General features: G+C 37.1%; 16 protein-coding genes. 4 read left to right on the top strand and 12 right to left on the bottom strand.

The features are described from left to right. Positions 1-241: 241 nt before the first annotated feature. The 8 genes from D2910_RS08675 to D2910_RS08635 form a co-directional block, all read right to left on the bottom strand. Positions 242-940, bottom strand: coding sequence for a DUF4085 family protein (locus D2910_RS08675; protein WP_117313204.1), 699 nt, complete (start codon positions 938-940; stop codon positions 242-244). Between the two features lie 132 nt (positions 941-1,072). Beyond that, entirely contained in the window at positions 1,073-1,666 is a 594-nt protein-coding gene (locus tag D2910_RS08670) for a DUF4230 domain-containing protein (RefSeq protein WP_117313203.1), read from the bottom strand. Between the two features lie 153 nt (positions 1,667-1,819). After that, complete coding sequence (locus tag D2910_RS08665) at positions 1,820-2,296, bottom strand: YkvA family protein (RefSeq protein ID WP_240633584.1); 477 nt, start codon at positions 2,294-2,296, stop codon at positions 1,820-1,822. A gap of 557 nt (positions 2,297-2,853) precedes the next feature. Further along, positions 2,854-3,447 carry a hypothetical protein gene (locus tag D2910_RS08655; RefSeq protein WP_117313201.1) on the bottom strand — a complete coding sequence of 198 codons (594 nt, stop codon included), beginning with the start codon at positions 3,445-3,447 and terminating at the stop codon, positions 2,854-2,856. A 213-nt stretch (positions 3,448-3,660) separates the two neighbouring features. Beyond that, a complete protein-coding gene (locus D2910_RS08650; protein WP_117313200.1) occupies positions 3,661-5,001 on the bottom strand; it encodes an MATE family efflux transporter in 1,341 nt (446 codons plus the stop codon). A 527-nt stretch (positions 5,002-5,528) separates the two neighbouring features. Beyond that, a complete protein-coding gene (locus D2910_RS17030; protein WP_205854601.1) occupies positions 5,529-6,995 on the bottom strand; it encodes a TerD family protein in 1,467 nt (488 codons plus the stop codon). 566 nt (positions 6,996-7,561) lie between these two features. Continuing rightward, positions 7,562-8,911, bottom strand: a complete 1,350-nt coding sequence (locus D2910_RS08640) for a PIN-like domain-containing protein (RefSeq protein WP_117313199.1) — start codon at positions 8,909-8,911, stop codon at positions 7,562-7,564. 66 nt (positions 8,912-8,977) lie between these two features. Beyond that, the gene (locus D2910_RS08635) at positions 8,978-9,880 is read right to left on the bottom strand and encodes a hypothetical protein (protein WP_117313198.1); all 903 of its coding nucleotides are present in this window, start codon (positions 9,878-9,880) and stop codon (positions 8,978-8,980) included. A 678-nt stretch (positions 9,881-10,558) separates the two neighbouring features. On the opposite strand from D2910_RS08635, the gene D2910_RS08630 reads away from it, so the two are divergent. Beyond that, positions 10,559-11,548 (top strand): HEPN domain-containing protein, encoded by a 990-nt coding sequence (locus D2910_RS08630; protein ID WP_117313197.1) that lies wholly within the window; start codon positions 10,559-10,561, stop codon positions 11,546-11,548. Positions 11,549-11,966: 418 nt separating this feature from the next. Here D2910_RS08630 and D2910_RS08625 read toward each other — a convergent pair whose 3' ends face one another. The 4 genes from D2910_RS08625 to D2910_RS08605 all read right to left on the bottom strand — a co-directional run bounded on the left by D2910_RS08625 (position 11,967) and on the right by D2910_RS08605 (position 17,149). Then, the gene (locus tag D2910_RS08625; RefSeq protein WP_117313196.1) at positions 11,967-12,413 is read right to left on the bottom strand and encodes a hypothetical protein; all 447 of its coding nucleotides are present in this window, start codon (positions 12,411-12,413) and stop codon (positions 11,967-11,969) included. A gap of 878 nt (positions 12,414-13,291) precedes the next feature. Continuing rightward, positions 13,292-14,452 (bottom strand): nucleotidyltransferase family protein, encoded by a 1,161-nt coding sequence (locus tag D2910_RS08615; protein ID WP_117313194.1) that lies wholly within the window; start codon positions 14,450-14,452, stop codon positions 13,292-13,294. 494 nt (positions 14,453-14,946) lie between these two features. Beyond that, entirely contained in the window at positions 14,947-16,167 is a 1,221-nt protein-coding gene (locus tag D2910_RS08610; protein ID WP_240633583.1) for a DUF2075 domain-containing protein, read from the bottom strand. Positions 16,168-16,852: 685 nt separating this feature from the next. Beyond that, a complete protein-coding gene (locus tag D2910_RS08605; RefSeq protein WP_117313192.1) occupies positions 16,853-17,149 on the bottom strand; it encodes a TIGR04104 family putative zinc finger protein in 297 nt (98 codons plus the stop codon). Between the two features lie 649 nt (positions 17,150-17,798). Between D2910_RS08605 and D2910_RS08595 the strand changes: the two genes are divergently transcribed. The 3 genes from D2910_RS08595 (at position 17,799) to D2910_RS08585 (ending at position 20,357) form a co-directional block, all read left to right on the top strand. Further along, on the top strand, positions 17,799-18,287 hold the full coding sequence (locus D2910_RS08595; protein WP_117313190.1) for a DUF2975 domain-containing protein: 489 nt from the start codon (positions 17,799-17,801) through the stop codon (positions 18,285-18,287). Positions 18,288-18,383: 96 nt separating this feature from the next. Continuing rightward, on the top strand, positions 18,384-18,749 hold the full coding sequence (locus D2910_RS08590) for a PH domain-containing protein (protein ID WP_117313189.1): 366 nt from the start codon (positions 18,384-18,386) through the stop codon (positions 18,747-18,749). Positions 18,750-18,881: 132 nt separating this feature from the next. Further along, on the top strand, positions 18,882-20,357 hold the full coding sequence (locus D2910_RS08585; protein ID WP_117313188.1) for an IS1182 family transposase: 1,476 nt from the start codon (positions 18,882-18,884) through the stop codon (positions 20,355-20,357). Positions 20,358-20,375 lie beyond the last annotated feature (18 nt).

Below are 20,375 nucleotides of genomic sequence, written 5' to 3'. Positions count from 1 at the left end.
GTTCATATCAAAACTAAAAACATGAAACACCTTCGAGAGTAATGTACCCGAATATACTAAAAATAAAACAATAATATTACTTTTATGTGACATTTGCTAAATCCTTGTAACAATAGCTGAATAAATAACAACCGTGATTGTTGCCAGTTGCTCCATCAGTACTTCGTCAATGTGGTGTCCCGCTCTCGCAATGAAATCGATCTACCTAGCTTAAATTGAAAGATGGAAAAATTAAAACTGACTACCTACCTCTATACCATTTCTTCAGCCTTCGCATCAGCGGCAGTTTCAACGGCTCAATCTTCACATTACGCGCACGAATAACCGTCTCTATCATTGGCGAATCGAACAATGTATGTAGCTCAAAGCCTTCTTCCGTTTTATAAATTTCATCATACAGCCACCATGCACCTTTGAAATCAGCCGGAACGTTCGAATAAGTGACCCCTTCAAAAGTGAACCGGACATCGCTGAAATAATGGAAGCCCCCAGTGCAATCGACCGTCAGGACAAGCTGATCTTCAGACGGTCTCTCGACAGAAAGGACGACCGCATCGTGCAGGCCATTCTCCACCAGCTCAACTGCAGCTGGCGGGAGCTCCGCTTTGATCGATTCGTAATGCTGCATATACCGGTCACTCAGCTCTTCCATCCGCTGCTCGTAATCCCGCTCCCATCGATTGACGAGCATGCGCAGTTCTGGAGTCGGGTATTCCGTCACCAATGTGCCATCGTGGATATACGGATAGAACGTCTCCGGCAAGCAGCGCAGCAAACTTTCCCGCATATCGGCCAGATTGCGTAAGTTCAATTGCCGCAAATCATTTCCTTCCTTGCGGTGATATTCCAATTCTTCCTCCCAATCCTCTTCCGACTCGTGCAATGCGAGAAAACCGGATACCTGCATTTCATCGTACCATTCCTTTGTGAAGTACTTCATCTGTTGATCCTCCGTTATGTAAAATGAAAACCGTAGTCTTCAACCAATGAGGTTTCGGATTACGGCTTCTATTTAATAAAATTTCTTTTATGAAATTGAACTTATTACTACATTGGTAAATGATAGCTATTTCTAATAAAACTCAACAATAACATCATTTTCCTCATAAAGGCTTAAGAACGACTTTAGGACTTCCTCTGTTCTTTTATCTGCTTCAGTTAAAAATCCTTGGCTGATTTTTTCTTCTTCGTATTTCTTTTTCTGAACGTTTATATCATCTATAAGGTCCTGTGTAGGAGGATCAAAAAAGATATTGCCTTTCACATCTTCTATCTCCATGCTTTCGAGATCCACAACATTATCGAGTACTTTTGCCTTGGGAACTCTGACTGTTATTTGTTGGCCCTCTTCGTCATAGTCCACTTTCATCTTTGATAGATCTGATCCAGCTTTTAGATATCCCGTGTATTCTACTAGCTTGATCGTCTCCGCAAATTTAATATCTGTCAGCAGAATTTTCTTGTCGTCCCGATTTACCATTGCATTTTTATACTCATACTTCAATGTCGCCAATTCTGTTAACTCCACGACTCTCTCCTGAAGTAAGGCCGTATTAGAACTTTGGTTGGTAGTATTTCCAAACGGATTGTTTTGAACGAACACAACTAAACCAACGATTCCAATAAGTAACATTGATAACATAATACCTACTAACAGCTTTTTCATCTGAATTTGCTCCTCACATATTGTTGTACTCGATTAGGCAGCGAGATAATTTAACTCCTTGCTTTTAATCGAATGATGCTATATTTGATTTTTTAACTTTTAAAACTTGGGAAGTGCAATCCTATTCGACACTGCTAACATAGATTCGGAACATTATCTTGTAAATGCTTCACCAGCATCCGACTCACCGTTCGACTCTTTCCATACTTTGAACTTCTCTAAATCTGCACTCAACTGCTTAATAGCGAAAGCAATAACTGCTGCATCGTCTACCAAGCCAATAACCGGAATAAAATCAGGTATTAAATCTACAGGAGAAACAAAGTAAAGGATTGAAGCGATGATCATAATAATCGACCCTTTTGGTATTTCTTTATATGTGCCTTTATACCATGCTTGAAGAACTTCGAATAATAACTGGAGTTTTTCCAGTATTTCTTTTAAAGGGATTTCATTATTTTCAGCTTTCTGCTTGGCTTTATTTAGTAAATCTTCCGCTCTTTCTTTATCATTAAAATACTCATGAGCCTTGGATTCGTATTTTTTATAGCCTTCTTCGTAATTTTCACTTTGTATTTCTTTTGGCTTTTTAAAGAAATTAAAATCCTTTTTCTTGAAGTCTTCTTTCACTGTAAACACTCCTCAGATTAGTTAAATTTTCACAAATTAAAAGCTAACGTAAATATACCACTTAAATGAAAAAATGTTTTAGTTTTTTTGTTACAACTTGGCGCTTCCTATACAACAGCAACAATTAAAACGGCGCAACGCCTTCAGGATTTTTCCGTCTTCGCTGCGCTATTATTTCTCAACTGATTATAGAAGCAAGAACCAGCATTATGGATACGGCCCGCGAGTTGAATGTGCCTGAACCGGAAATCCGATTTAACAAGGAGTATTCGGAGGACTTTGAGTGGTGTGGCGATTGTCGCTTTACTTGGATACGTTTTTTAAAGATATGTAGTGTTGTTCATCTTGTTTCCTGTTTTCTGTTACCTTTTTCCAGTAGTCACCTAGGTTTGGTACAATTCCCACACAATTTATAGAGGTGAATAAAATCAGAAAGCCACACCTGCAATGTTGTTCCAGCAGGTGTGGCAATGTATAGAGTATAAATTGTCTTGTTGCGTCAAAATTCTGTAGAATTGTTGCTTTCCTTGGAACGCTATTTCATTCAATTCAAAAATTTATATAGAATCTTCTACTGCTTCAAAGTCTTTTAAATAATGTCTATTTATTTTCAACAAAGTTTCATTTAAGTCTTCTATAGAATCGCAGTTAATAAGTTCATCATTTATCTTTGAATAAGGATTAAAAAATGCCGATTCATTTTTGGATTCGTAAACTATAGTTGCTTCTTTAATAATTCTATTCGCAGCTTCTTTGCGAAGGTTGGCAAGCAAGCTTTTTGCCATTTCGAGCTTATTTAAGGTCACCTTGTACTTTGGTAGTTTGACTGGATTCTTTGAATTCATACTATCTAAATCAAACTGGTAGTGGTTCTGCATATTCTTAACTTCAAATATAGCTTTTTGAAATGATTCTATAGTTGAGTCTGGAGACAAACTGACCTCTCTTAAATTGTTGTACTTATTTTTGAAATTATCAGTAGAAGAGAATATGTCTTTTGTTTTTTCAACTACTTTATCACTTGCACTTTCCGCTCCCTTTTCAATAATTTTCTCGCTTGCTTCCTTGCTTATCCTTTTGATAAATGCATTTGCTAAAACACTTGCTCCTATACTCACTGCTGCTTTTCCTACTTTTTCTGAAAACGCCATTTCTCTTCCACTCCTCGATTATAAATTCCATTACCCTGGAAACGACACAATTTCTAAAGAATTAGTAGATGAATAAAATGTAAAAGCTAAACCCCAAATGCTGATATAGCCCAGGTATTTATGTATCAAGATAAATTATTGCTGATAGCCAAAATCCTTTAGAATTGTTTCTTTCCCCGGGATACTACTTGATTTATTTAATATAACAAAACCTTAGCCCTCACTAATCGCCTTAATCTCCCGCCATTTCCCGTATCGGTAATACAGGAAAGCGAAAAGGCTTGAGATGACGAAGGAAACACCTATGCCGAGCGCGATGCCGTCCGGCCCGTACCAACCCGCGAACAAATAGGTAAGCGGATAGCGAAGCACCCAGAATGACAGGATGTTCAAAACGAGTACCTGGAACATGGCGCCAGCTGCGCGGACTGTACCGTTCAGGATGAAATTAGTTCCAAGGAACGGATAAAAGAACGCGACGCCTCGCAAATACTCGGTGCCGAATTCCACTGCCTCCTCTTCTTTCAGGAACAGCCGGACAGCAGGTTCAGCAAAGATGTAAAGGATGGCTGCAATGATGAACATAACGGCAAGATTATAGAAGAAGCCGTAGCGGGTCACACGCTCCACACGGTCCCATTGCCTCGCTCCGATATTTTGTCCGGCCATCGAGTTGATGGCTGTGCCGAGTGCCTGCGCCGACAGCATGATCAGGCTATCGAGCCTCTGCGCCGCGCCGTAGCCAGCGACGACTGCCGGACCAAAAGAAGCGACGACGCTCATGATGGCGAGCACCCCTGCAGAAATGACGCCCATCTGAAGTCCTGCGGGTATGCCGAGTCTTAGAATATCGAGCACCTCACGCTTTGCCGGAACGGAGGGACGAGTGAATGGAAGAATCATTTTACTGCGTATGTAAAAGAAACCGATGAAAAATGCCGCGCCCTGCGAAATGATCGTTGCATAAGCCGCACCTTCGACGCCCCAGCTGAAGACGGAAATGAAGAGTGGATCCAATAGTGTATTCAACACCACTGCAATCGCCACAAAATAAAGTGGAGACTTAGAATCTCCGACTGACCGGAGTGCAGTGCCGATGAAATTATAGCCGAACAGGAACAGCATCCCAATGAAGTTAATCTTCAGGTAAGCAGCAGCCATCGGCATAATCTCTTCCGGCGTCCCTACAAGCAGGAGCAGTGGTTCCGCAAGAATAAAACCGATAGTGCCAAGGCCGATCGACATCCCTGCGAGAAGGACGACGAATGCATTCAAATAACGGCGCAGCCCTTCCCCGCTTCCTCGCCCTTTTTGCTGGGACAGAATGGTCAGCGCTGCATTGTTCAAACCGATGACAAATGAAAGGACCGTAAACAGCACCGTTCCGGATAAGCTGACAGCAGCGAGTGCGTTTGCACCTATAAGATTACCGATCCACAGGCTGTCGATCAGCTGATAGGAAACCTGCAGCAGGTTGGCCAAAATGATCGGCCCTGAGAAATAGAACAGCTGCCGTGCAATCGGCCCTTGTGTAAAATCATGCTGGATGGCCAATGGAAAGCCCCTTTCATAAAGTTTTGGTTTAATAATTCTATCATCTCTTGGATTCAAGGTCTTTGGAAACACAAAGAGCCTACCCTAGAGATTCTTGCGTTTCTTAGGGTAGACTCTTTTGATAGATGATTGATTTGATCATGTATATCGCTATTATTGTTGGAGGTCTGAAAATTTATGACATGTAAAGAGTTTTGCTGCAGTTAGTGAATAATTATCAATATAGAAGGAATAGGTTCTTAATATATTCACTTTTTTTCTAAAAGTTCCCAAATACCCCCTGTGTTCCGTATAATTCTCTCACAATTTATATAGATGAATAAAATGAAAAAGCACATACAGGGTGCTGATACAGCGGGAGTGCTAATGTATTAGTTCTAAATTATAGTGTATTATCAAAATCGTTTAGAATTGTTTCTTTCCCGGGAAGGTGATTTTATAACGCTAATCGGGAGGCGATTTTCAAGGTGTAATTATTTTACTAATAGAAACTAAAAAGAACAGGGAAGTCCCTGTTCTCCGTTTTTTCATGCTAATTGGACTCCAAAGTTGGTGCATAATTGCTGAATATCAGCCTGATAACCGTTTCCGACTGCAGTGAACTTCCAATCTTCGTTGTAACGATAGATTTCCCCAACTATCAGACAAGTCTCCGGACCACCACCATTGGCCAAATCAAACTGGAACATTTCCTCCCCGGTTTCTGCATTCGTCATCCGGATAAAGGCATTGTTCACCATGCTGAAATTCTGCTCTCGATTTAAAGCATCGTAGATAGTTACAATAAACACAATTTTTTCTACTTCGCTTGATACTTTATCCAGTTCCACGAAGACCGTTTCAGTATTGTTTCCTGCATTACGACTATCCTTCAATAAATTCGTGCTGCCATCTGGCGATTGAGGGTTGTTGTAGAATATAAAAAATTCTTCCTTCGGCACTTTTTGATTTTCATTCAAAAGGAATACATGAACGTCAAGATCGAACTCTGTTCCTTGCTGGCTGCTGACATCCCAGCCGAGTCCGACTTTGAGTTTCGTTAGCGGAGTGTCCTCCATAGTTAAGGAGACACGCTCACCTTTTCGTAATGATGGCCTCTTGGTTGGAGCAGGTGTCGTTTCAATTTCCACCAATTTGGTCGCTGGTTCTTCTGATTGAGGGGCTGACACTTCCGGTTCTTGCTCAACAGGCTTATCTTCTTTCACTCCCGAATCGGCTGGTGTTTCAGGTGCTACTTCTTCAGCCGGCACAGTAGTTGGGCTATCCAATTGTTCTACTCGCTCATCAGACATAATGATGGACTCGTCGATAATGCTCAAATCCAATCTGTTCGCTCCTACCTGCTTGGCAATTGCCGTAGCTTTCTCAATCACTTTCTTTGTAACAGCATGTGGGTAAAAGTCTTTGACAACCAATTTGATGAACTCAGGTGGAAGTTCTTCAAGTGTCTTCTTAAATGAGGTGAGCAGTTTATCCCGGAAGATAATTTCCTCAGTGGCTTCTCGAATGCTGTTTGCTGTTATCTTCGTGTAATTGAGTAAATTTAAGAAGTAAAAATCATAATCCGTGAGATTTAAAACATCTAAGGAGTAAAAGGGTTCAATATCCATGAGATTTTCATAGTAGAAGTCCGTAAAAAAGTGATAATTTCGACCGTCTGTAATGATTCCCAGTTGTACTTCCGGTGTGGAATTATAGTATTTCTGCAGTTGATGGTAATGCCTTTTAATATTGGTGTTTAAAGGCTTGGCCTCAATGATGATTTTGAAGTCACCCAAATCTAACGCATAATCCACTTTGTCGTTGTTCCCCCGTAGGTTGGCCGGCTTGAACTCATGCTTCAAGACATTCGGATCTGTTATGTCGTATCCGAGTGAAGTGAGGAAGGGAAGAATAAGAAAGTGCTTCGTTGTCTGTTCATTAAAGGTCATGTCTTCATCGGTGAGAATCTTCTTTAAATTATCAATTGATTTTTGTGCAGAAATATCGAGCATATACCTCTCTCCTTTAGTTTTACTTGTTCCTACTTACCGTCTTAACTCATTGTAACATTTATCCGACAGAGGGAATTAATGTAAAGCTGTTTTATATAAACAATCCCAAAGAAAAAAGAGGTGGATTAGATTAACGGGTTCCGTTTCCTATCACAAAACCCATATTTAAAAAATTGATAGGATAATTGTTCAAAATTTCTAAAAAGTACTGAACAAAAAAAGACACAGCAACTTAATTACTGTGTCTTTGGTGTAGTTTGATTTTTGATTTTTCGCTTCGCAGGGAACGAAACAATTTCCAAACAATTGATAAGCTTGAATAAAATGCAACACCATCGCTAGTAACGCTGATTTTACAGATCAGTCGGTGTATAAATTATAAATTGCAATGTATAGTCAGAATCTTTTAGAATAGTTTGTTTCTCTGGGAAGCGATTCTCTTTAAGCATCTTATTATTTCAACAGGTTCAATGTCATAATTAGTACTCATCCACTGAATAAAATCTTGTTTCTTCATTGATGCCTCCAATTTGTTTAGTAAATTACAATTTTACCGATTTATGAGGTTACAAATCATTTCTTCTATTAAGCAAATTAAAGTTTTTCCACCAAATAATCTCTGCCTGGAGAATATCTATTAATTTAAAATACCTGTGTACCTTTCCCTCAAGATCATCAATTTTCTCATAGTAATTATAATCATTTAAAAAGGCTTGAGCTAAATCTGATTCATACTCCTCCATCTCTTCAATAAGTGTATGACAATGAAATTTAATATTAGGTAGAGCATTATAAAGTAATTGGTCAAATTGTGATTTCTGAAGTTTTTTATAAATTTCATAATCTCTGTGTTTTTTCAATATACTAATACTGATTTCATAATCATCTATCTCACTCTCACCTACATACTCTGCTAATCTCTCTAATGTAATAATTCCTTGATCTTCTGATTTCAGTTGGGGTACTTTTCTTGTTTCTGTTTCTTCTTCTTTTCTAATACTTTCAACATCTTCTGATACACTTCTTACTTGTTCAGGAGTTAAGTTGATATCAAGATATTTATTAGCAAGTTCCACAAATCTATCAGTACCATACATGTAAAAATTCTGTTGAGTTTCATTTACAAATTCCTGAATCAATTGGGGATGTGGTCTCTTTATTCTGTTACCTTCTTTTTCCCACCAATCTGGTTTTCTATCTTCAGTCATAAAAATAATAGGTATAGAGTCATCTTTAGCTTTATCAATTAGCTGATTCCATACAAGTAAATCTCCATAGACTAGATGATATCTCAACCCACCATAATTCCTAACATCTTGTATTCCTTTACCACCATTTGAATCAGCATCACTAAAGCCAGGCGGTATCTTATGTTTATATCTTTCTTCCCCTTGCTTTTCAATAGTATCAATTTCCTGTTGTGAATAAGGTTCTCCAATAATTCCATCAATCAAACTTAATAAATCTTCTTTTATTATCTGTGAATCAGGTAATTGCACTATTTGCTCTTTAAGTTGGACATCTAACCTTTCATTAAAGCTCTCAAGTCCTTTTTCATAGTACTCATAGTCCTCTATATTTATATAATTATGAGCATTCTTAACAGTTTGAAGAGATTTTCTTACCTCTTCCTTAAACTTTCTAAGCTCTTTCCCTAGGTGCTCATATCCCTCTTTTTGTTTATACATGTTCTTTTCATAGTTAAAGAAATATTCAATAGCTACTTGATGAGGAATCCATAGTTTGTTAGTCTCTTTAAGTTTCTTAAGTATTTGCAGCAAATTCTTATAAGAATCCTTATTTGTGTACTTATAAAAATTTGTTAAGATGTTTGTATCAACTACAAAGATAGCATTCTCCCACAGGGACTGAATTTCAGAATCACTGTAGCCTGTAAAACCTCTGAAATCTTGCATATTAGATTTCTCCTTTGAAAAGATATTTAAGAATTTATTAGCGAGTTTATTTAGATACAAACTTATTTATCTACTTAGTAAACCAATTTTTATTAACACATAAAACAGCATTGGAAACAGTATGAGAAATAACAAAATTTGAGAATTAGAATGGTGGAATAAACCACCTCTAAAATTTTTTGAAGTGTCATTTTCCTGTATACCTTCAAAATAAGTCAGTAAGTAATATATATCTTTACTTAGCTCTTTAAAAACCTCAGAAAATTCCTCTACATTCAAATAAAAAATTGAAATATCAATCTTTGGTGCATAGTCTAACTCAGTAACAAAATAATTACCTTGTAGAGTATCTTCTACTCTAAATAAAATTTCTCTTAGATCCTCGGGAATAACAGAAATATACTTTGTTATAAATAAATCCATGTTTTTTAAATGAGTACTTTTCAAATACTGTATATACCTATGAACAGTCCATTGTTTTTCTTGAAACATTTCAGAAATACTATTAGTTTTTATTTGATCATCAAAAAAAAAGACTTTGACATTCTCTTTATAAAAGTTAGAACTTATGTAGTTTTGCATATTGATTGATAACTCATGAATTTGTTCTTTAACATCTTCAATGTTATCAATACTATTCTTTGTTACAACAGGTTTCTTGGTTATAAAAGTAATATAGTCCTTAGCCAAATTCAATATCATTTTTTCATATCTATTCCCTAACATCTTGTAAACTTGATTCTTTGCCCTTCTCTTTTCACTCTTTCGAAGGAAATAAGCAATGAAATATGAGGCAATTAAAATAAATAAGCTATCAATGATTACACTTGGAATTAAAGAAAGCCAAAAAGTTTTACCTAGCTCTCCAACAGTATGCTGAATATAAATCATGATTATTGACAATACCAATACAAAAGTCCATATAATAATGTGTTCCTTAAATGAGATTAGCCTCTTAAAATTCTGCACTTACCCACCAGCCTTTTACTAATATTTACTTTTTCAAATTGTATCATCTGAAATATCTCAATTTATAAGGAATAAAAAAGAGCTTTTCGGAAGGGCGTTCCCTGTACAGGAAAAAATAATTAACTGTTCGTCACCAGACGAATGATTGGGTTGTACACCGTTTCGATTAACTGCGCGGATTTGTGTTCCATCATTCTTAGGCTCGTAGAGAGAGAATGACTTGAATCCATTTTTCTGTATTCAACTTCTTTTAGATAAACTTCCGCAGCTGTAGATGACAGCTGAACTTAATATTGATCAACCCGTACCAGAGTCGAAAAAACTTCTAAACGGCTGTTATATCCAAAAAGTGTGTTCACAATTTGGCGATACAATTGAATTAAGCTTAATATTACTTCACAGAAATTGTACATTTCCCAAACAGTTCATTTTGATGAATAAAACGCTAAGAACTACACAAGGATAACAATACGACGAAGATCGAAGGTATAATGTATAAATTGTAGTGTTTTGTTAAATCGTTTAAAATTGTTTCTCCCCTTATGAAGCAATTTCCCATCAGTAATCCCTAGATCCCCCATAGGTTCTTACATACAAGAATGCAGTTTGATTTTTCGTATTGTATTTTTTTTGTGTATAGCAATTTATAGTAATGATTTTGAGAAAGGAAGGATAAGATTGATAGTTAAGATTGTCGCTTTAACTCATCACCTGATTTTACCGGATGCATTTAAAAGAAAGAAGTTCTCAGTTCCAAATTTCCCTGAAATCAGATTAGAAAAAAATGGAGATCAATTAAATTTCATTAATGAACATATGCGTTATGAGTTAGGAAATATGCAAATTGAAGAAATCAAAAATAATGCATGTTTTTATACAGTTACTACTCTCGAAGAAAAAGATTCAGGTCATTTTGAACAAGTTTTCAGGAATCTTGTCGGCTCTTTTATAGATTCCTTATGGCTTATAAAAGACAATTCAATCAGCTCTGATTACGAATTTTGCAGATTTGATAATGGAAAATCACATTATACACGTAGAGCTTTTATTAATAGTAATTCCCATTGTGAATATATTGACGTGAAATTTGATAAGAACGAACTAGAGGATGCAATCAAGTGGTTTAATTTATTATCAAAACCCAGAAAGTCTCTTTCTAAAATAAATTCATTCTCAGAAGGGAAACTTGAATATAACGATGGAATTATTAACATGGATAAAAATTTTTCCTACGAGAATACTAATCGATTTGAGCGAGCACTTCGATTTATCTCTGTAGCAAGAAAACAAACAGTTTTACAACCGAGAATAACTTATTATATTTCTGCTATTGAATCTTTATTATCTACTACTGATAGTGAACTAAGAATGCAAGTAGCAGATCGGGGTGCTAGAATATTGGGAGGAGGCTATGAGGAAAAGCTAAGAATTAAAAATATTATTGGGATAGCATATTCTTTCAGATCAAAGTATATACATGGTGCAGTTAGCAGCCAGAAGAGTATGAAAAAAAATCTGAAATTCTTAGAAAGTGTAGAAGAGCTTTCTGAAGAGATGGATGAGATTCTAAGAGAATTAATTAAATTATTTTTGACAGACTTAAAACATGTAGTGCTTTTAGATGAAAGAGAGTTCATTAATTGGGTTGATGAACTGCTATATAAATAATTTAAACTACAACCACTAGTTCTTGGAAGTCCTATGTAGCAAATAATTTCTATACAATTATACCAACGAAGTAAATGAATAAACTACGTCTGTGTTATTACTACACTAAGTGTAAAAATGTAGTGCTGCCTTCCCAGGACCGACTCAATTTCCATACAATTTATACGGATGAATAAAAGAAAAAACCACACCTGACATGAACTACACTAAACTTGTTCGACACAACTAACAATGGCGGGACAATTCAAAATGCTGATGCAGCGGGTGTGGCCATATATAATTATAAATTGTATTGTATAGTCAGATTCATTTAGAATTGTTTATTAAATATGAAAGAGATTTTTTAATATATCCGTTTAGAATTGGGTTTTTCCTCGGTTTGTGAGCCTTAGAGAGTAACACATAAAATTGATGAACATTAATCTTCTTTTTCAATATGACTGTTAATTTCTTTTTCTATCTCAGCAACAATCTCTTGATTCCACCCTTTGAACCTATAAACTCGCTTTACTACTCTTCTCCCTGATCCTCCAACTCCAACATTCACTCCTTTATCACTTGCTTTTACTCCCACGTTACCTTCACCTGTTGAATCAAAATACTCCTCAATTTCAACTTCATCAGCAGTTTCTATCCTTCTTGCTATCGCGAGCTCTTGTAAAACTTTTGCTTGAGATTCAGAGAGTCTGTCTGAAATTTCCTGTTTATCGGCATTTTCTTCCATTTCCTCTAAGCTCTGAACTGAATTTTTTTCTTGTTTGTCAGCCAGAGTTTTTGATAGCATTTCTCCTAGTACATACGAAGTTGGGCTCAAAATATATAAGCCATTTTTAAAAATATTCATATAATCTAATTTATTTTCCATTTAATAACCCCTTCTTAAGTGAACAATATTGATAGTTCTTTGATAAACCGCTTTCTGCTTCCGGGTTCCCTTTCACCAGCCAATGCACCAGCTTTGCCCCGTCTTCGTTTCCGTCCTGCAAGCTGAGCTTTCTCGGAAAAGAACCGGGTATCCTGCCTTCTTTGAGCAAGGAGACAAGGTATGGATTCCTTTTCTGATTTCCTGTTACATGAGTTTTAATTCAGCTTGGCATCTCTTCCCTGGGAACGGTACAATTCATGACAATTCCGGTTTCTGCATAAACAGTGAAACTCCATCTACTGAAATCAGATATTCACAGGGAAGGAGTATTTTTTGTATGCAATTGTCGTGAATAGTCAAAATCGTTTAGAATTGTTTCTTTCCCTGGGAGACGATTTTCAAAGTCATATGTAATTTTAAGGAATTACTTAATTTCCGCTTCCCTGAAACAATATAACTTCCAAACAATTTATACGAATTAGTAATAAGATAAATCACAACCAAAACGTTGATGAAACCTTCATGGCCAAGTATAAACTGCAAATTGTAGTGTATTGGAAAAATCGTTTAGAATTGTTTCTTTCCTTGGAAGCGATTCTCATAAGCTCTTTTAGAAAGTTTAGTTCAACCGATTTAAATAGGCTCAAAATCCACTAACCTTTAAGATTTAATAATAATGCCACATTATTTTGTATTCTTGATAAATTCACTTCTGTTTTTTTAGTAGATATATCAACTATATGAATCCTACGCTTAGCTACGAATTGCGGCCTAGAAAATATCCTTTTTGGCGAAGTCTTTACTTAGAGTTTTATATGCATCTCTCTTAAATAGCTGGCTAGTCAAAATATCTGGTAGTAAAAAAATATTATCATTTATTAATTGTTGTTGCTATCGCTCTCTTCATTGTTATCGTTGTTATCGTTGTTGTCGTTGTCGTTGTCGTTGTCGCTATTGTATAAAGTTCCATCTAAAAAATACTTTATTTTATTCTGGTTATGAAAATCTTCTATTTGTTTTTGAAGTTTCAACCCAGGATTATTAACAATTTTGTTAGAAATATTATAATAGTCCCCATCTATAAGTCTCTTTTTAATATTTATTAAACTTTGATTAAAATTATTTTGTATTTGCGCGTTAAGACTCTCTTTTAATGATATTAATTTAATATTATTTAAATTTTGTAATTCCTCTATTTTGTCATTGAGTGAATTTTGTGTTTCATCGTTCTCAATATTGCTAAATGCTGCTATTTCTTCTTTTAACTCATCAATTATTCTTGTCTTCTCATCATTTATTAATTCCATATTTTCAAAATTAGCTTTGCTTTCTTTTATGGAATTTACCAATTCATCAGCGCTTCCAGCTAAGCGATTAAGAACAAGTAATTGTTCGGTTAATAATTTATTATCAGTATTATTTGGGTATCTTAATTGATGATCAATTTCACTCCAACCTTCCTCAAATAGAGTTCTTACTTGAACTTCTACTAGATGCAGTTCTAATGTTGTTCTTGTTTCAATTAAGTAATGCCATGATCTATATCCGAACATATGCTCCTTATACATAAACTCATTTGTTAGTTGGTCCAATTGCTTTTGAGTAAAGTCCCCTGCCCGATAATAAATAGTAGGAGTCTCATGTTGATCCCATGTTGTTCGGATATAAGAATCGATTTCCGCAGCTGTATTTTTATATAAATGAATTATTCTAACTCCAATTAAATCTGTGATTTCACTTCTGTAATTTTGAATGGTTATTGAATAACTAGGATTTCCCTTCTTTTGTCTTATAATTTTACGGACAATTTTATCAAGTAAGTGATAGGAATCTTTGATTCTTGAACGTACGCTATGAACTTCGGGTATACTTCTAAAATACTGTGATATTACATCTCCAGTTGATTTTAAAGTATTTTTATAGTTTTCATAATCCTCGTAGATTTCCACTAGGTTTTCCCATTTTATTTCTGCTTCATTATATCTTTCCTCATTAATATTAAAATCGCTCAAGAATTGCTTTTCATTTAACTTCTTCATATGTCATGCTCCTCTTAATTTATTTGCTACATGGATTTAATTTAGAACAATTAAATAGCAATTTAATATTTCGCATTTTTAGGTTAATGATTAACGAAATGATAAAAAGTCTATTTGCCAAGAAACAACAAAATTCATAAACGATTTTACAATCGAATAGAACGTTAAGAATTAAACACTAATTTTTGACTCGTGCAGTGATAAAGTTTAGTACGTATAAAATATAAATTTGTTAGAATAGATTTTTTTAAAAAAACAGTACTTTCCCCAAAAATAATTTATTCAAATAAATCTGTCATATCTTACGCTAAAGCAATATTTTTTCCAGTCATTCCTTCCGGTAAATCTGATGGAGTTAAATTGATTATGAAATAATTGAAACGAACGTATTTTCTAGACATATGTTAAACTCTTTTTTAAAAATTAATTTCTCCTCTTCTTCGTGGCAAGTCAAGATAACTTATAAAAAATTTTTACTTTTTGTCTTTTTCTCTTTATAGTTCTAATAGTCTTTTTCTTAATTCCTCATCACTAGCAAAAATATAAAGCCCCTTTATCCCCCTCTTCATCAACACATTAATAGAATTCAATATGATCTGTTCTTTCGCTCTTTCTACATCCTCAATGCCATCTTTCCCTCTGAAAGCTTCGGTGTCGCTGTATTTTTCAGTAATAATCTTCAAGCAATCATTTTGCTCATCATAAGTAACCGACGGCCCCAATATCACTCCTACATAATTCAAATCGAAGCCCTGAATCGTATAGATGGATCCTGCTTCTTTGATTGTCTCTGGCTTTTCGGCCCAGGTGTTTTTCGTATCGGTTGAATTCCAGGGAATTTCGAGATTGTCTTCTCTTATATAGTACTGCTCGCCGTCTTTCTTATGTTCATAGTCGAATGTCGAAACCACTCTGGAGAGGCCGTATTCTTCATTCTTTTCCACTATGGCATCATGCATTTCTTTGGCAGAGTCGTATATTTTAAAATCATACAGCTCATCTTCCGGGAGCTTACCAATGCGCTTCTCTACAAAATTATCGATCCAGTCGATCACATCGTCTCCAGCATTCATGCGGAACTGTTCTCTTAAAACGTAGGGCTCTTCTCTTTGATAGCCTGACACTATTTTCTTGAGCCGATTCTTGTCCCAATAACTTTTCAGTTTTAATACCTGTTTTTCGTCGTAGACAACGATGACGACTTTGCTGTGCCTGATGATTTCTTCCAATTGATTGTCTTCATTGAATCCATTGAAAGCATCCGCTCTGCTCAGCAATAAATGCGCCTCGTCGACCAATACAATGTCGGCTTTTTCTGCAGTTCTCTTTTGTTTGTTAATAAAACTTGTCGGCTTATCGAAGTTATTCTTTTTCAGAAACTTCACATTGGCAGCGATGTTTTTATACGTTTTCAGCATCTCTGAATGATTAACGAGCAGATAATTCTTTGTATTATGGAGGCTAGAGTTTTTGTCGGCCGCCAGTTCCTGGATGCTGTTGAACACGGAACTCAGGACAACACTCTTCCCTACACCCGCTTCGCCCTGGACCATGAAGACAAACGTCTCATCGTCATCGATATGCTCTTCGCATACTTCAAGAATCTTCGCTTTTAGCTCGAGCTGCGTCATCGTCAGCTCTTTAAAAGGAGAAAGTTTGAATATATCCCTATTTTTAATAACATGGGCAGGATTATCGACCATCTTTCTTTCCAATAGCTCTTTCCATATTTCGTTAAAAATCTGTTTGTCATATAGTTTTTTATTATGGTAGTTGTGAGTTGCACTTTGCGCAGTCTGACTTTTATTCAGAAGCTTGTAGCGATTATCACCCAAGAAATAATTAATAAGTTTGGTTTCGATATTATATGTCGCAGAACGGTGAAATTTTTTATGAATGATAAGAGTCATCATTTCTAATTTCTTTCTCTCTTCATTTCTCAAGTGATCCTTCATCCGATTTTTGAAGGCGACAGTTTCTCCAATGTATACCGTCGTATTGTTGTTCAAGAAATAAACCACTGGATAGTCAAAGTAAGTATCATGCTTGATACTTTCCAACGTGGCTTTGTTAAATTCCCAGGTTTTTAGTTCAGTAATTCCCATATGTATTCAGCCTCTCTGGATGCAGCAGATTCAATGATTACTGTCAGATATGTCATTCAAGCGCTTACAATTTCTTTTAAAAATTTTTAGACAAAACGTCCCAACGATACTAATGTCTTAATATTAGCATTATTTGGTTGTTAATTGTCTTCTTTTGGAAAATTTAATGTCTAGATTTTATTGATATATTCGGCTTGTCTTCCTCTGGCACGTATAATTCATTGCATAAAGAAAACGGATCCAATTGGATCCGCAGTTTAACTAATATTAATTCCGCTTCATTCAATAAAATCTGTCACCACAACGGCTCCTGCTCATTCGACAGCTTGATTGTATAAGGAATCAGCATCGTTGCAACGAGGATGAAGAAGAATCCGATGGAAAGAAAAACCGGCGTACTCCAGTCAAAAATAATCCGGGAAAACAGGATGATAGGCAACGGAAGAATATAAAGTATATAAACCCCTTTATTCGCTTGCACATTGATGAATTGCCGCTGCTCGCAGTTCGGGCATTTCTTATTATTCTTGAAGCCGATGATCAGCGTATCGAAACAACTCCACTTATAATTGCAGTTCTGACAGTTCGGCATTGTTTTTCTCCTTTCTAATATTGCTTACGGATTATAATGACATTTCATCTTTATCAGTTAAGTTGATATATAGAGGGAAAAAGATAATAAGCAGCAAGCCCATAACACCGCTCAAATAGCCAAGTCCGATTAAAAATCCTCCATCTTTAAAGGATATGTATTGTCTGGTTCTGCAGTTCGGACATTCCTTTCCATTTTTAGATAGTCCTAGCTTCCAAACATCTTTCGCTTTCCACTTATAATTGCAATTCGTGCAACGAGACATATAGACACTCCCTCTTAAACTTCAGAACATTTCGCTATTTCCATTGTACCCTTTTTCCAATTTAAAACCAATTAAGCATACGGCAAAGTAGTCATGGAAGACTTGTTTTTAAATTGAAATTCCCTGCTGCTGTAACGTTTCTTTATTTACAGATTGAACTTCGGCAACTTGAATTGATGTGCTACAAAATGATGAAGTTGATACATCTGAGGTTGAATCGCATGAGTTCGATTTTACGACTGAGAAGCTGTCCAAGTGAATTAATACAGGATATCTGGCGTATTAAGTTACATTAAAATAAGTTCTTTATCAACATTTTTTTATTGATGTTCAATAAATAAAGTGCTATATTCAATATACCAACAAACGAACGGAGTGTTTCCTATGACACGCAAACAAGCTTCGACGTTCTTCCTGAAAGTAGTTCTGCTGCTGATTGCCGGTGCGGTGCTTGCCTTGTGTGTATTCGGGTTGCCGGGAATGGCAGCAATGGATGCCAAGCTGCATCCGGAGACGGCTTATCTGCAATATCCGTTTTTGATCTCAGCTTATGTGTTTTTCATGCCCATTTTTATTGCCATGTATCAGGCCTTCAAGTTATTGACCTATTTCGACCGCAACCAGGCGTTTTCGGAACTGGCGGTGAAGTCGCTGAAGATCATCCGGTATTGCGCGTATGCGGTCATCGCGTTTATCGTGCTCGGCGAACTGGCGACGATTGCGCTGATTCGGGGTGAGGACATTACGCACATTATCACGCTGGGTGCTATCGGCTCGTTCGCCAGTATTGGCGTGGCGGTTTTCGCGGGATTGCTGCAAAAGCTGTTCAAAGATGCGACCCGTATACGGTCGGATAATGATTTGATTGTTTGAGTGATGAGATTTGTCTTTATTTTCAATCAAATATTCCTTCCCCCTATTTCCAAGTTATGCCATACTGAAGGCAGAATGGAAAAAGGGGGATTTTTAATGGCAGAGTTAAATGCGATGATGGCGTGGACGTTCGTCCAGGAAATTGATGTACCCAAATCGGTGAGCGAGTTGCTGATTGCGGGGGAAGTTGCGCAGATTGCTTACAAGACGATTCGCGATACAGCGGTTGTGACCAATAAGCGCATCATCATTTCAGACAAACAGGGGCTGACGGGCAAGAAAGTTGAAGTCTATACGATTCCGTTCAAGTCGATCATCATGTACTCGTCGGAAAACGCCGGGACGTTCGATTTGAATACCGAGCTCGAACTGTGGACAAAAGCCGGGAAGTTCAAATTGAACCTGGCAAAGAAAGTCGATATCCGCAAGTTGGATCGAGTGATCGCAGAAGCGATTTTATAAATCTATACAGAAAGAGCCCCTTCTTTGCGGGAGGGCACTGAAAAACTTCAAGAAAAAGCACCGAATTTCTGATTTTTAGAAATTCGGTGCTTTTTTGTTGTATACTGGTTCTAAATTCAAGGAGGGATAACCATGATGCCAGACAGACCATCCATGAAACCCAGTCCTTATGTAGCTCTTTATGATATTGTCATTCCCCAAGACCACATTTTCCGCCGCATCAATGAACTGGTCGATTTCTCATTCGTTACCCAGGAACTGGCGGAGAAATACTGTTCTGACAATGGCCGGATGGCCATCCATCCTATTCGCATGTTCAAGTACCTGCTCCTGAAAAGCATGAATCCGCTCTCAGATGTGGATTTGGTAGAACGCTCGAAATTTGATCTCTCCTATAAGTTTTTTCTGGATATGGCCCCAGAGGAATCGGTGATTGACCCAAGTTCGTTAACCAAATTCCGTAAACTTCGCCTTGAAGACAGCCGCCTTTTAGACCTCCTCATCGAAAAGACCATCGCCATTGCGATTGCCCTTGACCTGATTGAAACAGGAACCATTATCGTCGATGCCACTCATACCCAATCCCGTTACCACTTGAAAAAACCACAAGAGATCCTGCAGGATCAGTCCCGGAAATTGCGTAAAAACATTTATTCAGTGAATGAGTCCATGAAGGAACAGTTTCCGAAGAAGAACACAAAAGATGACCTCGAAGCAGAACTCAATTATTGCAAGGAATTGATCGCTTCGATTGAACGGGTTCCCAGTCTTTCTGCCAATCCGAAAATCGGAGAGTCGCTTCGTCTCCTGGAAGAAACGATGGCGGATGACATCGAACAGCTGCGCTGTTCTAAAGATCCAGATGCCCGAACCGGGCATAAATCTGCAGATACAGCGTTTTTCGGCTATAAAACCCATCTCGCTATGAGTGTCGAGCGTCTCGTCACAGCGGCGATCGTGACCACCGGTGAAAAAAACGATGGGAAACTTCTTCAATCTCTCATTGAAAAGAGTTGCGCCGCTGGCGTCAATGTTAATACGGTCATTGGAGATACGGCGTATTCGGAAAAAAGTAATCTGCAGTATGCAGAGAAAAATCACATCTGCCTCATTTCAAAACTGAATCCCCTAATTACGGATGGCTATCGAAAAAAAGAAGACGAATTCGACTTCAATAAAGACGCGGGCATGTATGTCTGTAAAGCAGGCCATATGGCGATCCGGAAAGCTCGACAAGGCAAAAAAGGCGTCGGAAAAAATCAAAAGAACACCTATTTTTTTGATATCGAACGCTGTAAGCGTTGCCCATTACGGGAAGGCTGTTACAAGGAAGGCGCTAAAAGCAAGACTTACTCTGTCTCCATTAAATCCACTGAACACGCAATCCAAAGAGATTTTCAGGAAAGTGAGTTCTTCAAAAAAGCGGTCAAAGAGCGGTACAAAATCGAAGCTAAGAACGGTGAACTGAAGAATCGGCACGGGTATCGAGTGACTTCCGGCGCCGGATTGAGCGGCATGGCCTTGCAAGGCGCCATGGCGATTTTCACCGTGAACCTGAAACGAATTCTTCGATTACTGGATGAACGCAGGCAAGCTGCAGATCAATAAAGGGGCAAAAAAAGAGTC

Origin of the sequence: Planomicrobium okeanokoites (assembly GCF_003428875.1) — a bacterium.
Lineage (GTDB): Bacteria > Bacillota > Bacilli > Bacillales_A > Planococcaceae > Planococcus > Planococcus okeanokoites.
Note: the sequence above shows the minus strand (reverse complement) of the source record. Positions and strands in the feature narration are given on the sequence as shown.

What these genes read in the sequence shown, in the direction of transcription:
- D2910_RS08615 (WP_117313194.1), bottom strand. Translation starts at nt 14,452, where the DNA reads ATGAAGAAGTTAAATGAAAAGCAATTCTTGAGCGATTTTAATATTAAT.
- D2910_RS08585 (WP_117313188.1), top strand. Translation starts at nt 18,882, where the DNA reads ATGATGCCAGACAGACCATCCATGAAACCCAGTCCTTATGTAGCTCTT.
- D2910_RS08625 (WP_117313196.1), bottom strand. Translation starts at nt 12,413, where the DNA reads ATGGAAAATAAATTAGATTATATGAATATTTTTAAAAATGGCTTATAT.
- D2910_RS08595 (WP_117313190.1), top strand. Translation starts at nt 17,799, where the DNA reads ATGACACGCAAACAAGCTTCGACGTTCTTCCTGAAAGTAGTTCTGCTG.
- D2910_RS08590 (WP_117313189.1), top strand. Translation starts at nt 18,384, where the DNA reads ATGGCAGAGTTAAATGCGATGATGGCGTGGACGTTCGTCCAGGAAATT.
- D2910_RS17030 (WP_205854601.1), bottom strand. Translation starts at nt 6,995, where the DNA reads ATGCTCGATATTTCTGCACAAAAATCAATTGATAATTTAAAGAAGATT.
- D2910_RS08670 (WP_117313203.1), bottom strand. Translation starts at nt 1,666, where the DNA reads ATGAAAAAGCTGTTAGTAGGTATTATGTTATCAATGTTACTTATTGGA.
- D2910_RS08675 (WP_117313204.1), bottom strand. Translation starts at nt 940, where the DNA reads ATGAAGTACTTCACAAAGGAATGGTACGATGAAATGCAGGTATCCGGT.
- D2910_RS08655 (WP_117313201.1), bottom strand. Translation starts at nt 3,447, where the DNA reads ATGGCGTTTTCAGAAAAAGTAGGAAAAGCAGCAGTGAGTATAGGAGCA.
- D2910_RS08605 (WP_117313192.1), bottom strand. Translation starts at nt 17,149, where the DNA reads ATGCCGAACTGTCAGAACTGCAATTATAAGTGGAGTTGTTTCGATACG.
- D2910_RS08640 (WP_117313199.1), bottom strand. Translation starts at nt 8,911, where the DNA reads ATGCAAGATTTCAGAGGTTTTACAGGCTACAGTGATTCTGAAATTCAG.